The organism is Methanosarcina sp. MSH10X1, from assembly GCF_004099695.1.
GTDB lineage: Archaea > Halobacteriota > Methanosarcinia > Methanosarcinales > Methanosarcinaceae > Methanosarcina.
In genome coordinates this window covers 38,707-55,071 of the sequence record NZ_SCHL01000010.1, presented here as the reverse complement: position 1 = coordinate 55,071, position 16,365 = coordinate 38,707, and the positions used below count along the sequence as shown (strand labels likewise).

At 40.5% G+C, this 16,365-nt stretch carries 14 protein-coding genes and 1 pseudogene; 5 read left to right on the top strand and 10 right to left on the bottom strand.

Annotation, left to right across the window (positions count from 1 at the left end; translation table 11 throughout):
* Positions 1-76 precede the first annotated feature (76 nt).
* Together EQO05_RS15550 and EQO05_RS16140 are read left to right on the top strand one after the other, a co-directional pair.
* Positions 77-214: a hypothetical protein gene (locus tag EQO05_RS15550; RefSeq protein WP_164888522.1), complete on the top strand. Its 138-nt coding sequence runs from the start codon at positions 77-79 to the stop codon at positions 212-214.
* Between the two features lie 367 nt (positions 215-581).
* Positions 582-710, top strand: coding sequence for a hypothetical protein (locus tag EQO05_RS16140; RefSeq protein WP_255420847.1), 129 nt, complete (start codon positions 582-584; stop codon positions 708-710).
* Between the two features lie 463 nt (positions 711-1,173).
* On the opposite strand, the gene EQO05_RS09560 is transcribed toward EQO05_RS16140, so the two are convergent.
* From EQO05_RS09560 to EQO05_RS09520, 9 genes and pseudogenes are all read right to left on the bottom strand, one after another.
* On the bottom strand, positions 1,174-1,767 hold the full coding sequence (locus EQO05_RS09560; RefSeq protein ID WP_240664536.1) for a cyclase family protein: 594 nt from the start codon (positions 1,765-1,767) through the stop codon (positions 1,174-1,176).
* Between the two features lie 176 nt (positions 1,768-1,943).
* The gene (locus EQO05_RS09555; RefSeq protein ID WP_128505962.1) at positions 1,944-2,936 is read right to left on the bottom strand and encodes an isocitrate/isopropylmalate dehydrogenase family protein; all 993 of its coding nucleotides are present in this window, start codon (positions 2,934-2,936) and stop codon (positions 1,944-1,946) included.
* 64 nt (positions 2,937-3,000) lie between these two features.
* Positions 3,001-3,561, bottom strand: coding sequence for a manganese efflux pump MntP family protein (locus EQO05_RS09550; protein ID WP_128505960.1), 561 nt, complete (start codon positions 3,559-3,561; stop codon positions 3,001-3,003).
* Positions 3,562-4,016: 455 nt separating this feature from the next.
* Positions 4,017-4,463 carry a hypothetical protein gene (locus EQO05_RS09545; protein ID WP_128505958.1) on the bottom strand — a complete coding sequence of 149 codons (447 nt, stop codon included), beginning with the start codon at positions 4,461-4,463 and terminating at the stop codon, positions 4,017-4,019.
* A 635-nt stretch (positions 4,464-5,098) separates the two neighbouring features.
* Positions 5,099-5,977: a hypothetical protein gene (locus tag EQO05_RS09540; RefSeq protein WP_128505956.1), complete on the bottom strand. Its 879-nt coding sequence runs from the start codon at positions 5,975-5,977 to the stop codon at positions 5,099-5,101.
* Between the two features lie 96 nt (positions 5,978-6,073).
* A complete protein-coding gene (gene hacB / locus EQO05_RS09535) occupies positions 6,074-6,571 on the bottom strand; it encodes a homoaconitase small subunit (RefSeq protein ID WP_128505955.1) in 498 nt (165 codons plus the stop codon).
* A gap of 178 nt (positions 6,572-6,749) precedes the next feature.
* A complete protein-coding gene (locus tag EQO05_RS09530; RefSeq protein WP_128505953.1) occupies positions 6,750-9,272 on the bottom strand; it encodes an oligosaccharyl transferase, archaeosortase A system-associated in 2,523 nt (840 codons plus the stop codon).
* A gap of 476 nt (positions 9,273-9,748) precedes the next feature.
* Positions 9,749-9,916, bottom strand: a pseudogene (locus EQO05_RS09525) (hypothetical protein); the annotation flags it as partial.
* A 196-nt stretch (positions 9,917-10,112) separates the two neighbouring features.
* On the bottom strand, positions 10,113-11,267 hold the full coding sequence (locus EQO05_RS09520; RefSeq protein ID WP_128505950.1) for a glycosyltransferase: 1,155 nt from the start codon (positions 11,265-11,267) through the stop codon (positions 10,113-10,115).
* Positions 11,268-11,345: 78 nt separating this feature from the next.
* Here EQO05_RS09520 and EQO05_RS09515 point away from each other — a divergent pair, with 78 nt between their 5' ends.
* The 3 genes from EQO05_RS09515 to EQO05_RS09505 all read left to right on the top strand — a co-directional run bounded on the left by EQO05_RS09515 (position 11,346) and on the right by EQO05_RS09505 (position 14,696).
* Positions 11,346-12,446 (top strand): glycosyltransferase family 4 protein, encoded by a 1,101-nt coding sequence (locus EQO05_RS09515; RefSeq protein ID WP_128505948.1) that lies wholly within the window; start codon positions 11,346-11,348, stop codon positions 12,444-12,446.
* A gap of 104 nt (positions 12,447-12,550) precedes the next feature.
* The gene (locus tag EQO05_RS09510; RefSeq protein WP_128505946.1) at positions 12,551-13,612 is read left to right on the top strand and encodes a glycosyltransferase family 1 protein; all 1,062 of its coding nucleotides are present in this window, start codon (positions 12,551-12,553) and stop codon (positions 13,610-13,612) included.
* Between the two features lie 247 nt (positions 13,613-13,859).
* Entirely contained in the window at positions 13,860-14,696 is an 837-nt protein-coding gene (locus EQO05_RS09505; protein WP_128505944.1) for a glycosyltransferase family 2 protein, read from the top strand.
* A 128-nt stretch (positions 14,697-14,824) separates the two neighbouring features.
* Here EQO05_RS09505 and EQO05_RS09500 read toward each other — a convergent pair whose 3' ends face one another.
* On the bottom strand, positions 14,825-16,027 hold the full coding sequence (locus tag EQO05_RS09500) for a glycosyltransferase family 4 protein (RefSeq protein WP_128505942.1): 1,203 nt from the start codon (positions 16,025-16,027) through the stop codon (positions 14,825-14,827).
* Between the last annotated feature and the right edge of the window lie 338 nt (positions 16,028-16,365).

Here is a 16,365-nt window from a genome sequence, read left to right as displayed (position 1 = left end):
CTTTAAAAATACTTTCACCTTGCTAGGCTGAGGTTAATAAATACTAAAGTAGTTTTGGAAATAGAGGTGTAATATAATGGAGGAAATATTCAAAGGTCTTGTCGAACGTGCGCAGTATTATGAGCAGTTTGAAAGTTACAGGAACATATACCCTTCGGAGTATTTTGAAGACTTGCCTGCACTTAGATTAAAGGCTCAGGCAATAAGTATATGAGATTGATTTATTAACCCCCAGCCCGAGGGTAGTTTGATTCACATAGTAAAAGCTGTAAATTAAAATGCTGCAAAGTCTCTAAAGAACTGGAACGTTGGGAAGTGAGTTTCAACAAAAAGTAATTTAAAAGTAAGCTTTAAGGAAGGTCAGAAAAAAATCGGCAGTACAGGAGAATATCCAGCAGATAAAAGGCGGAGAGAAACTCGCTTTCAACCGGTTCCATTTCAGCCTGAAAGTCCTGCCTCAATTCCACAGGATAAGTTTAGAGGTTGACATGTTATAACTATTTTTGGGAAGGTCTGCCGGCACAACGGCAAACATTTATAGGTATGAGAAAGAAATATCATGTGGGTCAGGGGGAATCCATATGAATGAGTTTTTTGAGGAGATAATCGAAAGAGCCCTTTATTATGAGCAGTTTGAACTTTATAGGGAGTATAAGCAAACCTTCCAGAGAAATCAAACGGGGAAAAACAAGTCCGGAAAAAAGGAATAATCAAGTAAGTGAAGAGGAAAAGAGAGCTTAAGTTTTAAACTTAAGAAAAACAGAAAAATACGCCAGACTTAAATAGGAAGGGCTTTCTGGAACAGGAAAGTTGCCCCTTCCAGCTATTTTTCAACACCTGCTTTAGTATCTTAAGATAATCTACCGGCTTTTGCAACTTATAGAATTCTGATTTTTACCTCAGATCTTTTATTTAGATCTTTTATTTTACAGTCTTTTATTCTATAGTTATCTTTAATTTTTATTTTCTTTTATCTTACCTGCTTTTTAACTCATTTTACCTGTTTCTTATGTGTATTTTAGCTGCTTTTTAACTCATTTTATACTATTTCTTATGTTTATTTTAGCTGCCTTTTGATTTTATTTTATGCTATTTTATGCTTTTATAATATTTTATACTATTACCATTTTATACTATTACCATTCTATGAATTCCTGTTACTTATAGTGCATATTACTCCTTAACCAGCATCACTCTCGCCGGAGCTCCATCTGTATTTATTCGGAGAGGCAGACCTAAAAATGTATACTCTCCTTCATGCACACCGGCAAGGTTGAGTCCTAAAAACAAAGTAGCGTTATTGATAAGGATTTCGCGGACTTCGTCGTCCCCTTCAGGTTTTTTAACGCTAAGATAATCAAATCCCAGGGTTTTGATTCCGGCATTGACGAGGTATTCAGCTGCGTCCATTTTAAGGTGCACGTAATTTTCAAGGAATTTCACGTAACCCAGAGCCGAGTTTCTGGTCTTTAGAAGCACTATCTCTCCAGGCTGTATTTCAAACGCTTCAAGATCCTGCCTGCGAATCTCGTTTTCCACATGAATAAGATCAAAGACTCTGCATTTTCCGTAAAAATGATCAAGAGGCAGATCAGCAGCTCCTTCTCTTCCTTCACGAAGATGCAGTCTTGATTCTACGTGAGTACCTGTATGACTTCCCAGAGTCAGGATAGACTCGTTTACCTTATCCCTGGGGATAGAGGCATATCTCTCAATAGAAGGTTCCGGCTTTCCCGGATATACAACCATTTCTTCCGTAATAGGCAATGAGACATCGAAAAATTGGCGCAGAACAAAACCCCCATTCATCCGTCAGTTATACATCGGAATTAGAGTGCAGTATTTTTGACAAAAGTCTAACTGCATCCTATTAGAAAAAGGGTCTAAAACATTAAAAGCTCTCCTCTGGCAGGAGGGATCACCAGCCTGCCTGATTGAACTTTTCACACATTTTTAACTATATATTCCGCAACCGCGTTTCCGACTTCTATTGTGCTTGCCGTTCCTCCAAGGTCAGGAGTGATGATTTTCTTTTGAAGCACATGGGCTATTGCCTCATCTATAATTCGGGATCGGGACTCCCCCATCCATTCCAGCAGCATCTTTACGCAGAGAATTGCGGCAAGCGGATTTGCAATGCCCTTTCCGGCAATATCGGGCGCGCTCCCATGCACAGGCTCGAAAAAAGCATATCTATCTCCTATATTGGCACTCGGGACAAGGCCAAGGCTTCCGACAAGAGCTGCACACATATCACTCAGGATATCTCCGAAGAGGTTTGTTGTAACCACAACATCATACCTTTCAGGGTGCATGATAAGGCTGTACGCCATCGAGTCAACAAGCATATCCCCATATTCTATGCCATAAGCAGCAGCGGTCTTCCTGCAAACATCGAGGAAAAGTTTGTCGGATTTGAGGACATTGGATTTATGGACAATGGTCAGCCTGTTCTTCCTTTCTTTTGCAAGCTTACAGGCGTATTCGGCAATCCGCTCGGACCCTTTTCGGGTGATGATTCTTTTTGTCCAGGAAAGTTCAGGTCCTATCTCCTCAATTCCCGAGTACAGCCCTTCAGTGTTTTCCCTTACAATAATAAAATCGAAGTCATTTCTGCCGGCAACTCCGGTTATGCCGGGGAGAGGTTTTACAGGCCTGATATTTGCATACAGATCCAGTTCCTTTCGGATGGTCAGGAGAACACTTTTATAACTCGGGTCCGGCACAGTGGTGACTGCCCCAAAGAGCACAGCGTCGCATCCTTTTATAGTATCGAGATCTTCACTCGACATTGCAGTCCCTGTTCTTTCCCATCGGGTGTAGCCGAGCTCCAGGGGCACTATCTCAAACTCAAGCCCGAAAGCATCAAGGACTTTGACAGCCGCAGGGATTACCTCCCTGCCAATCCCATCACCTTCGATTACAGCCAGTTTCATGCTAACTGCATCTATAGTTTGAGGTATATGAATCTGGCGTAAGTTTTTGAGATTCTGCGGCTTCTCAGATCCAGAGCAGGTGTTCGGCAAGAATCTTTACGCCGAGCCCTACAAGGATAAGACCTCCGATGATCTCGACTTCGTGCTCAAAGAAATAACCTATCCTGTATCCAAGGAGTGCACCGCAGAAAGACATGAAAAAGGTCACGCAGCCTATTATAATTACAGGCTCAAGAATAGGCGTATTTAGAAACGCAAAACTGATCCCCACAGCAAGGGCGTCTATGCTTGTAGCAACTGCGAGCACAAAAAGTACCGAATAATTAAGAGAACTTACCTTTCCTTCAGGACTTCCGTAAAGAGCCTCATAAATCATTTTGCCTCCGATAAAGGCTAGAAGCCCAAAAGCAATCCAGGGAGCATAGTCCGAAACAAAGCCGCTTACTGCACTCCCTCCAAGCCAGCCCAGCACAGGCATTAAAGCCTGGAATCCTCCGAAAAAGAAAGCCAGCTTCAGGGCATCACTGAGCCGGAAAGGTCTTATCGTAGTGCCACTGGACATAGAAACCGCAAATGCATCCATTGCAAGCCCAAGCCCTAGAAGGAAATTAGTCAGGAAAGACATCAAATATTTACTCCGGTTTCGTTTTACAAATTGTACAGATTAACATTTAAGGACGCGAAAACCCTCAGCATATGAGAACGTTTGAGAATCAAAAGCCGTATAGTTGTCTATATGACTTGATTGTCACCCTTTTGATGACCCATAAATCCACAATCAGATTTAAAGTTATGTCTTCGGAAAAGATAAAAACCCTTCTCAAAATACAAGCCTTTTCAAAAAAGAGCTTGTCCGCAAGCCTTTTCAAAAAAAGCTTGAGCGAAAACTTTTTCAAAAAAAGTTTTATCAAAAACTATGCTTTATCGAAAATAACGTAGCGGCGTGATCGACCGGCGAAACGCAAGCCTTTTTTGAAAAGGCTTGAGCGAAAACTTTTTCAAAAAAAGTTTTATCAAAAACTCATGCTTTATCTAGACCGGTATAACCGGAGCGTGATCGACCGGCGCAACGGTTTCGAGTCAACGGTTTCGGGTCAACGGTTTTGGGTCATACCTTCGTTTTAGACTTTCCTTTGTTTTAGACTTTCCTTCGACCGCGGATTTTAGTTTATTGCCCGACGGTTCAGAGCTCAATTTTCTATAAACTGTGTACTTACCAGTGCCGTCATAAGAAATGGCATATTTATAGTTGTGATCATCAAAAAACTTGAAGCCACTTCTATAAAATGACGGATATGCCACAAAGCGTGGAGGATCAATCGAATAACGCTGGTATATATTATCGTCGGCGAGAGTTTTGACCCAGTCAGGTATCACGTTCACCTGTTGATATTTCGCCTGAACATTACGTCCGAGGATTGAGTTATAAGCAATTGAAACCTGCACTGCAGCCATTATGAGCAAGATCTTTAGAATGAAAACCCCTGCAAGAACCCCGACAAGCCATGCAAGCATGAGCCAGAACATAGTATCAAATCCCTACACTTCAATTTTATTTTGTAACAGGAAAAGACAATGATTACATTAGATCGCTTAACTCTTGACGTTCCCATCTCGTCCCCTTACTTTGCGAGCGTCACCGTAAATTGATCCTTTAAATTTATGTACTTTATAGATAATAGGCTTTTCTAATTTTTACCTATTTCTTCTTTTTATTTACTTATTTGTGTATTCATATTTGATATTTTCAGTCAAGTTGTAGGTTGTTTCACAGGAAGCTGGTCAGGATAAGCCGGAGTAAGGTTAATAGATTGGTCAATAATTCTTGCCCCACTCGGCAAAGAACAAAAAGCTTATGACCCTGATTTGGGCTCATGGGCTAAATAAGAATATTCGCTTGGAAAATTCAGAACAATTCATAGAGGGTCTAAAAAAGAATATAAATTATTAGCAGGGAATGAGATTAAATGGAAAAAGCAGCAGATGCTGCGTATGGAGCACTGGTTTAAACCGAGGAGCCAGTATAAGTTTGGCTGAAGGTTTCGAGTAGGTACCTGCAATTCTATTTTTTCATTTTTAACTGTTCCGGGTACATGGTCTGGATAGACCATTGTTTCGTAATATATTCATTGCAGGCGATTGGAAAAGCTACAGTTAAATTTTCAAGGCTGCGTATTTGAATCCTCAGATCGCAGCTTCAGGCTGTTTACAAGGTTCCGGATAGCCTCAGCAACCTGGTACTCCGATGCTCCCCAGTGAACTACGGCGCCATCAAAACCCGAGATACTTACAAACCCTGAATTCTCGGACCTGCAGCAGCGCGTAATAAAAGATTTCGAGGGCACAACTATTTCGGACTTGAAAGGACAGATATTTACAAAGGAATACTCAAGTTGAGGAAAACGCATCTCAAAAAGGGTCTTTGAAATTTCGCATCCTACCAGCAAATGCCCATTTTCTGTGAGAACATCCGAATCCAGGCATTTTCCCTCCAGTCCTGATGCGCTGCACGGGAAAACGGTATTTTTCCCTTCGAATTGCCTGAGGTTAATTACCTTTTCGATAAACTTCACCTGCAGATCGCCAAAAATTCCACTGGCTTCAAGCCTTCGCACAACCAGTGAAAGCCAGGAAGGATAAGGAGGAGCAACGTCAAGGATTTCGAGTTCAAGAATGCTTGAGGGATCAGGCTTATGGACAAAAGTAACGTGCCGGTCCACACCTGTAAAGATTACCGTATTCACTTTGCCGGCACAGAGTCTTCCGGCAGTCTCGATCAGAAGTGTGCGGTCTTTTATGTTCAGTTCCCGGTCATATTTTACTATCTCTTCTCCCGAAGCTATAGTTTCGAGGGCTTCAACTTTCCTGAGCAGCCCCTCTCCATTTTTTTTCACGTGATAGACTGCATATTCGGAGCCGCCGGTCTGAGGGTTTTCCTTTTCGGCAATAAGGTAGTCAGTCAGAAAGTAGATTGGCTCTTCAGTGCCAGGGCAGGAAGATTTAGTCACGCCCACATGTTTATATTCATCAGGAAAAATCATAGGTATCGATTGTTTTGGAGGATCTGTTTTTTAGGTGATTGATTGCTTTGAATAAAAGTTAAATTTCAACTCAGTTCCAGTATTCATGGAACCAGGTTATTCCTTTTGCTCGTCCTGGATTTTCTTTCTGTGAGCTACAAGCCCGCCGTCAGCAAGTATCTGGAGCAGGAAATCCGGCAGTTTATTCCCTCTAAACGTACCTTTTCCCGGAACTATAACCTCGCCTTTTAACAGGTCAACCCTGATCTCGTCGCCTTCCTGGCATTCGACATCAGCTTCCATAAGAGGTAGCCCCACGTTGATTGCATTTCGGAAGAAAATCCTTGCGAAAGATTTTGCGACAACGCAGGCTATACCTGCGTGTTTTAAAGCGAGGGGAGCCTGTTCCCTTGACGAGCCACAGCCGAAATTGCTGCCTGCCACGATAATATCCCCTGGTTTTACCTTTTCTGCAAACTCGGGGTCAATGCCTTCCATTGCATGAGCTGCAAAAACCTGCATATCCTTAGTCCGCAGGTATTTTCCGGGAATTATCACATCCGTATCAATATCGTTTCCGAACTTCCACACTCGGCCTATTATAGGGGTTTCCATCACGCTTCACCTGCAAAGTAGGTTTTTTTAATAGTATATCTAGGTAGCGGGAAAAATTAATAAAGATTCTACAAATCTGGCTCAAAAGCAAGACGGACAATATAGAGCTAAGAAATAAAGGCATAAGGAAAAGAGGGAGAGGTGCAGGAGAGTAAGCAATAGCACACTCCGTACTGCTTTAGACCTTTATCTCTTCTCCGTTTAACACAGCCTCTTCACTTACTCTTACTTCTCTCGTTGTGTCGCCATAGCTCACCACGTAGGGTCCCACAGGTGCAGTATCGAACTGGGTTTCGCCGGCAATGGGACCTTCGGTTGAATAGGGCACTGTAAATTCGTACCTGCCCGCAGAGTCCGCAGTTGTTGATTGTGTGTACTCAAAGGTCCGTCCCTGCCCTGTAAGAATTGTAGTGCTTATTTTAACAATCTCATTGGAGGAAGCCGTACCTGTTATATTTGCACCTTTGACGTACTCGAAGACCTTGAGATAACCGGTATTTGTTTCAGGAATATTGCCTCCGGAGAAGAAATTGTAGACCTGCTTATATCCTACCTCATCGGTCTGATAGGCCTGGGTCTCATAGACCATACGGTACTGCTTCAAACCGTTTGCATCAAAAATGTGAAGTCTTGCTTCCATCGAGTTGAAGTATCGGGTCGAAGGTATATTCTGGTACCCACTCCCTGTCCAGTAAGGTTGAAAGTACCCTTCGGTATCGAGAGTCCACGCAGGCATTGCACCGAATATATCCGTAGCCATTCTGGCGTCAGACATTATGTAACGTGCTCCTGTTTTATCAGGCCGCGGGTCTACGGCTTCAAGCACGGCACTTGCCTCCCCTTCGGATTGGGCTGTGAAAAATGATGCAGCACCTGGCTGATTTTCCTCATCAATGCTTGTCCTGCGGCCTCCTACGCCTGCCTGGAAGGGATTAGCATTGGGCATCCGGTGACCGAAATATTCTATATAGTGACCGTAATCCCACCAGGACATAACACCGTATGCGGTATCAGGATACGCGAAAAGCTCACCGTCTTCAGGGGCTTCGTAAATGGCGTTGAAGTCCATTCCGGGATCAGGCGTGTTTGAACGAAGCCACAAAGTAGCTTCCAGCCAGGGTTCATTGGGCTCGTTTGAGCCTTTTGCCTGATACATTGCAGATCCGTACACCGGATAAATCAGAAATACTACTATAGCAAGAACTGCAAGAACCTGCTGTATTTTGATAAATTTAAAAGCATTAGGAATATCCGCAGGCGACCTTACATTACTTTTGAACTTCTGGTCAAGTTCACTCCATTTTACCCTGTCAAGCAGCAGTCCTCCCAGATAAGCACCCAGGATTGAAACATTTATGGAATAGTAATATGCAAACCGGTTCTGGCCGTAAATTGCAAGGAGAATAAAAAAGCTCCAGATAAGAACCAGTACTTCCTGGGGTTTTGGTCTTCTGAACAGGCTTGCAGCCAGAACTAGCATCCCGAGCAGAGAAGCCAGAAAACCTGTAGCAGTGAAGTTTGCAAAAGCCTTTGAAAGAGTGAATACGCCGCCCTGGTAGAATATGGAACTGGCCTCACCAATAGTAGAAGGCCCTCCCTGCTGAATCATGAAGACAGTTGTCGGGGCATGTATAATCAGGGAATAAAGCGAAGGAGACACGATTTTAGCAATCAGGAGTCCGAGAATGCCAGCTCCGAGAATTATAAGCGGGAAGTAATAAGCCTTTAACTGCTTTCTTTTGAACTCCCTTTCAAGGAAACTCAGAGCTGCAAAGCTTGCCATTGTTCCGAGTGCAGTCACCACATGGAACCATGAATAGTAATACAGGGAAAAACCCATATCAGGGTGCACAAAGGGAAGGATAAGTATTGCACTTACCAGAAAGGTAACAATGCCTGCAAACCCGAGATAATCACTCGATTCATTGCGGAAATTGTCAAGTATGTACTGGAATACGGCGTAAACAAGAGCTATTAGTAGGAAAAGAGACCCTCCTGGCCATGAAAGCTGGTAGGCGGAATACATCACACCAGCAACAACCGAGTATAGCAAAGGCTCTTTCAGGATATCGAAATTCTTATTGAACACGTCTTCAAGGCGCAGCTTTTTCTCCTTTGCCGAGATCAGCGCAAGCATGAAAAACATCATAAAGAAAGTGCTGAATAGTGATTCGGCAACATGATGATCCGTAAAACCGATCAGTGAACGGGACAGGAACTGCCCTGGAGCGAAGGCAATAAGGATTGCAGCCAGAAGCCCGGCTTTGCGCCCGCCAAGATGTTTCCCGATGTAGTAAACAGGGATAACAATAAGTGCACCCAGCACGGCAGGGAAGTACGCACCTATAGTATTAACAAGCTGGGGACTGGGACTGCCAGCCCCGAGAATCATGGAAGTAATCGCGATCATCTGATCGAATAACGGCCCGAAATGGATGTAACTCCCGTGAGGATAATTGGTCATGGGATTGTAAAACATCCTGTGGGGGTAATTTTCAAGCAGGACATTTAAAGTACGAATGTGGTACCAGGCGTCATTGGTCGCGAATTTTACGATCCCTCCAGGAAAAAAAACGGTATCCGAAGGAAGTGTTCTGACCCACAGAGATATAAAACCGATTATCGCAACCGCCAGAGTATAAGGCAAGCTGGATTTTATTCTGTCTTGGAATGATGATACAGGATGTTCCTGAGAACTCATAATAATCCCCTTTAAGAGGTAAATTTTTGCAATTAAATATATAATTTGTGGAAGAAGAAAATCAAATAAATAATATTGTTTTACTTAACAATTCAGTATGATTAGTTATAATCTTATCTAATTCGTGTTCAGGAGCTTCATACGATCTTTATACTGAGCCGATCAAGACAGTTGTCGAAAGGCGTTACAATATTCCGAACAGAATATTGTTTCTCTTAGCCGCCGACATCTATTTAAATCCGCCTATCCATGAAACAATAAGTCTTTTGGGAGACGCTTGCTAAAAGATGCGGCACTATTTTTCCACTCTGAGAAGCCCTTATACATGTGGATAACTTTATTAATACTATATAAAAGTATATGTAAATGGTGAATACTAATAATGGATATATAAAAGATACGTAAATATTCTGGAAAGTAGCAGATTGCTGCAAAAATCTCAAAAGAGATTTATCTCTTCTTAAATTTATCTCTTCTTAGATTTTAATCTCATCTCCATTTAATACAGCTTCTTCACTCACCCTTACTTCTTTTGTTGTGTCACCATAGCTCACCACATAGGGTCCCACAGGCGCAGTATCGAACTGGATTTCGCCGGCAATGAGGTCCTCAGTTGGATAGGGCACTGTTAATTCGTACCTGCCCGCAAGGAAAAAGTACACCGTCGGAGGGAAGTGTTCTGACCCACAGAGATATAAAACCGATTATCGTAACCGCCAGAGTATAAAGCCAGCTGGATTTTATTTTGTCTTGGAATGATGATACAGGATGTTCCTGACAACTCACAATGACCCCTTTAAGAATAAAGTTAAAAATTCATACACAACTACGGAAAAGAAATTAAATTGATCCTATTAATTCAATGTAACAGCTTATAATTTTATCCCATTTCTGATCCGGAGCTTCGTAATGCTTTCTTTCCCCAAACCGGTTGAGAATAGCATTCCGGATAGAATCAATATCTTCCGGGGGGACGAAAAAAGTTCCTTCATATTTAGCCATTGATTCTTTCAAACCGCCTACCTCAGAGACAACAACAGGCTTTCCAAAAGACATGGCAATATGGGCAATCCCGCTCTGAGAAGCCCTCAGGTAAGGTAGAACCACCACATCTGCAGCACTAAAATACACATTTATTCTGTCATCAGGAACATATTCATCTACCAGCGTGATACAATCACAAAAAGGAGAGGCTTTAATCTGGTCAAGCAATTCCCTGCGATCTTCCCAGATTTCCCCGACAATCAACAGCCGGCTTTTCTCAAGAACCTCCGGGGGTAACTGCTCAAAAGCCCTGATAAGATAGGGAATTCCCTTATACTTTCGAATCAAGCCGAAGGAAAGTATAACGAAATCATCCTTTATTGAGAGATTTCTTTTCGCTTCTTTTGTATCAAGCAGCTCCCCATACTGGTCATAAAGCCCATGTGGGATTACATGGATTTTTTCAGAAGGAATTGAGTATCTTTTTGCAACAAGCTGTTTGTCGGATTCGGAATGAGTAATATATGCATCAAGGTTTTTACGGAGCAGTTTTCCTGTTGCTTTTGAATATAAACGGATAGGAAGTATTGATTCTTCAAAAGGGTCCACGACTTCATGAAATTCTATAATCATTTTCGGTTTATGCAATAAACCTGCAAAAAGCTTCAGCAGAAGCTGCATATGTGCAACCGAGGAAGTCCACCATTGCAAAACAATAATATCCGGCTTTTGCACTTCAAGGAAATGGTATGCTTGAATCCAGGTCAGTGGATTGTTATAGTCCATGCCATCGAAAACAGGTATTTCGGGTGAAAAGTTCAGGGCGGAAATATTCTTTCCTACATGGGATTTTCCTGGAAAAAGAAAAGTTGGAAGCAATTGTCGAAAGCAGACAACCGAAACAGCTTTTTCAGCAGACATGGCATTTGCCAGACGAATAGTGTAATAACTGATGCCGCTCAAGAAACGTTTCGAAGGTCCAACTATGCAAATACTCCTGTTAGATTTCATTTGTCTAAACTATCACATTATCTTTATATTAAGCTAATGCATTACTCCGTATAGGTTCCAGAATAAGGAGGTTCAGCCTTGAAAATAGCCCAGATCTGTCCACGTTACTCTCCTGATATAGGGGGAGTGGAAACTCATGTTAAAGAAATTAGTGAGAGGCTGGTTAGAGCAGGGCATGATGTTGAGGTTATAACAACGGACCCCACGGGAAAACTGAATAAGAAAGAGACAATAAATGGAGTAAAAGTTATCAGGTTCGGGTCTTTTGCTCCGGGGAATGCGTATTATTTCGCTCCTCAGATCTATACTTACCTCAAAAAACAAGATTATGATGTAATTCATGCGCACAGTTATCATGCTTTTCCTGCATTTCTCGCATCGCTTGGGAGGCGTGGCGGAAAATTTGTATTCACTCCTCATTATCACAGGCACGGCCATACCGTATTCAGGAATTTACTGCATAAGCCTTACAGGCTTCTCGGGAAACTGATATTCTCCAGGGCAGACTCCGTAATATGCGTATCGGAATATGAAAAGAAGCTTGTAGAATCGGATTTCAAGATTGCCTCAAAAACCGTAAAAATCCCGAACGGAATAAATCTCAAAGAATTCGAAAACCTGAAAGTGTCTGAAAAAAACCAAAAAAGTAAAGTAAGGAGGGAAAAACTTCTTCTCTATGTAGGCCGCCTGGAAGAATATAAAGGGGTGCAGTATATTATCCAGAGTCTGCCTGAACTTCAGCATTTCCGGTTGAGAATTGTTGGGAAAGGACCATATGAGGCCGAGCTTCGTAATATGGCAAAGGGTTATGGGGTTGAGGGTAGAGTTGAATGGTTAAAAGACCTTTCAAGAAAAGAACTGCTTGAATGCTATGCCGATGCGGAGATATTTTTAATGCTTTCCTCTCATGAAGCGTATGGGATAACGGTTGCGGAGGCACTGGCTGCGGGAACTCCGTGTATAGTGGCAAAAGGAAGCGCACTTGAGGAATTTGTGGACGGAAGGAACTGCATCGGGATTGAGAATCCGGTTTCAAAGGAAAGGGTAGCCAGAGCTCTGAGAGAAATCAAGAGAAAGGAAAGAAAAGCAGATTCCGGGATAAATTCCGCAACAGATAAAAACATAATGGATTGGAATGAAGTCTCAGCAAGAATTGAGAAACAGTACAGACGGAATTAAAAAAAGATTATTCAGAATAAAAAATATTCAGGGAAAAAAATAATAGATTGCTCTTTTATAGTAAAAGAGTTTATAAATCATTCCGGGTTCTGGGGAACTGAAATATGGAAATTGATTATATAAACGGCCTGAATACAGAAGAAATATTTGGGATGTCAAAATATCAAAGTGAAATCCATAGCAGATTAGATAACGTCAAATTAAACCGGATAGAATATCCTGATGTATCTAAATTAACCGGGGTTAACAGAGTTGTCGAATATTTTGCATACCCGTTTATTGTGAAAAAGAAAATGGTTAAGGATAATATTAAGCATATAACCCGCCAGGATCTGGCATTTCTTCTTGAATTGGTAGATTTAAAAAAGACCATTGTTACCTGCCACGATATCATACCCATAGCATATTACGGTACCAGAAACCCGATCTGGAAACTTAATGCCAGAGGGCTGAGAAAAGCAGAAAAAATAATCACAGTATCCGAATTTTCTAAAAAGGACATCAGTAAGTACATAAAATATCCGGAAGAAAAAATAGAAATTATCCCCCCTGCCGTGGACCGCAGTTTATACTATCAAAACCGAAACCGGGCAATTTTGAAAAGATATGGTATTGGGGAAGATGAGAAAGTAATCCTGTATGTGGGAGCTGAAGAACCAAGAAAAAATGTTCAGTTCCTGGTAAACTCATTCAGCAAACTAAAAAATCGAATCCCAGAGGTAAAACTGCTAAAGGTAGGGATGCCAAACTATCTTGGAGTGAGAGAAAAACTCCTCAAACAGATAGAGTCCCTTAACTTACAGAAAGATGTTATCTTTACGGGATATGTGTCAGAGAGCGAACTTGCAGAAATATACAATGCTGTGGATTTGTTCGTGTTTCCTTCCTTATATGAAGGATTCGGGATGCCTCCCCTGGAAGCAATGGCTTGCGGGACACCTGTCATAACCTCAAATACCTCTTCACTACCAGAAGTTGTGGGGGATGCTGCCATAGTTGCAGATCCTTATGATGTAAATAAGCTTGCTGAAGAAATGTATCAATTATTAACTGATGATGGACTCAAAGAAGAGATAATCAGGAAGGGGCTTAAGCGGTCTAAGATATTTAGCTGGGAAGATTCTGCAGAAAAAACTTTAAAGCTGTATAAAGAGTTGCAGATATGATTCTACAGATATTTTTTTAATGACATAAACTAGAAATTGATCTCAAACAGCTACCTGAAAGAACTGAGTCCAATTCTGGTCATTGCCTTATAATTCATCCTAGAAATCTTTTAGCAAAAAATCCAACATTATCAATATAAAGGTTAGTACTTCTAGAAAGTTTGGTATAAAGAAACGAGTTGATGTCCTGTAATAAAAAGTTAAAATAAAGACTCAGACTTCAGTGCAAAGAATTGGTGAACAATTTATGAGCAAAAGTCCATTAGTATCAATAATTTTACCGACGTATAATAGAGCAGCTATTCTTGGAGTCTGTATCGAATCCGTCTTAAACCAGTCATATACAAATTGGGAACTTTTGATTTCGGACGATTGTTCAACTGATAATACGGTAGAGGTCATAAAACATTACGTGAGCCGAGATATAAGGATAACCGGTGTCACACATGAACAAAATCTGGGCCTCCCGCGTAATAGGAACACAGCTCTTTCGGCTGCTAAAGGTAAACTGGTGTTTTTCATTGAAGACGATCTGGTACTTCATAAGGACTGTTTAGAGAAACTTGTCAGCACTTACAATTCTTTTGACACACACAATATTGTCATTGTTCCAAGATTGATAGAAAATACAGAACCTGATCAAGAAGCTGTCAGGCGCAATGTTCCATTTTATGTAAATAGGCTCACTGGCGAAATTTTCAACAATTATGGACAGGACTCTGGAAGTGTGTTAGAAGTAGATATAGGACATGCCTGTTGTTTGTACCCAAGGGATAAGTTACAGGCCATAGGCGGATATGAAGAAGAAGCATACAAGGGCACATACTGCCGTGAAGAAAGCGACCTGAACATGCGGCTAATTAATAGAGGATTTAAGTTTTACTTTCAACCGGCTGCAGTAGCAGACCACAATAGAGTTGGTACGGGTGGTTGCAGGCTATCCGGGCGCTTAAGACAGACCTACTATTATGCCAGAAACCACATCATTTTTTTACTAAGAAATTTCGGAATCAAATCAACGTATATGATACCATGTTTCCTGATAGTATTAAGTCGCAGAATACTCATTAATAATTTCTTTTGAAAACCGTCTAAAACTGATTTCAGGCTGAAGACAATCTTTTTCAATAAAGAGTTGAGCATTATAAAATTTTCTTCACATTACTTATTTTTCTATCGGGTATCTTACATTATGTTTTAAAAATTGAGCAATTATCTTCCCCAGACTAGTTTTTTATATTTTGAGCAGAATTTTTCACAATTAAAGTTTATTTTTGCATATTCATAAGCTTCAGTAGAAATCCTATCTACCAGAAGTTCGTTTGAGACAAGTTCACTTATAATATTGCATACATTTTTTACTATAAGATCTTCACTATCATTTTTTACAAGAAAACCATTGTGCCCGTTGTGGATATGCTCTGAAATACCTCCTACGTCCGTGCTTATAGGTACGACGCCATAAGCCATTGCTTCCATTATGACTAAAGGAAAACCTTCATACTTCGATACGAGCAGCAATATATCAGAACTATTGTATATTTCTGAGAGCTTTTCTTCGTCCAGGATTTCTCCTAAAAAATTACAATACTTTCTATACTCATGAGGAATTGAATTTATAATATCTCCAACCAAGATAAATTCAACTGGCATTTCTTTTTGATGACAGAGGCAAGAAATTTCTCCTATAAGGTGTACTCGCTTTTCTTCCGAGCCACGACCCACGTACAGGATTCTTAATGTAGATCCTTTACTCTTCCTTCTGATTTTTTCTGGAACATGCACACAGTTTTCGATTAAGAAAATTCTTTCATTCATTTTTTCATTAACATCATTTGACAGGTACTGGTTCTTCAGATCACTCAATGTCCGTGTATTAATAACAACTCTTTTTTCTAATCTGTTAACATAGGGAAGGCTGAAGTTTTCAATTCCGCCCCCAAAAGCGTGTATGAGGTCTATACAGCGTATCTGAGGGTCCAGATATGGAAGTAGTCTGTAAAAAAGCAGGTTGTTACATCCGAACACTATGCAATTTCTGTTACTATTGAAAACCGTAGACAATACACCAACCCAAAAGTAGATCAAGAGAGGATTATTCAAATAACCAAGATTAAATATTTTAGCGTTTTGCATAAATTGTTTTTTTAGTGCAGAATTTTTTGATTTGTCCGCAAAAAATACGATAGGACTATACTCTTTAAGGCAACCAGTAATTTTTAGATGAACTTTCTCGGCTCCTCCAATATGATAGAAAGGAAAAAGGAAAAAAAGCTGTGATCTAAAAAATAGAGTAAAGAATGAGCCTGTAAATTTACCAGCTAGTATAAGAGGTTTCTCAAGAACTCTCTTTACATATGGAAATACTTTCGTTAGAATATCCGTTATATACCTGTATAAAATATTTTTTGACAAAGAGTAAGCCACCAATATGCTACTAATTTAATTACTATACTTCTGGCTTAATAGATTTATGTGAATTTTTATGTAGATTAGATGAATTCTAAACACAAAAAGATTTTTTTATTTGAGTTTTATTTCTACTAACAGAAGATAGAATAGGGTTAAAGCTTGAGAATACTTTAAGATTTCAATACTCATATTACATGTGAGCTATTCCTTTAACCAGAATTAGATCTTAAATATTCTCTTTTGATATTATCAATCAAAAATATCCTGTCTAAACAATAAATCATTATATACTACAATAAATTAAAAATTAATTAATTTTGGTTTAAAACCTGGTGTAAAAA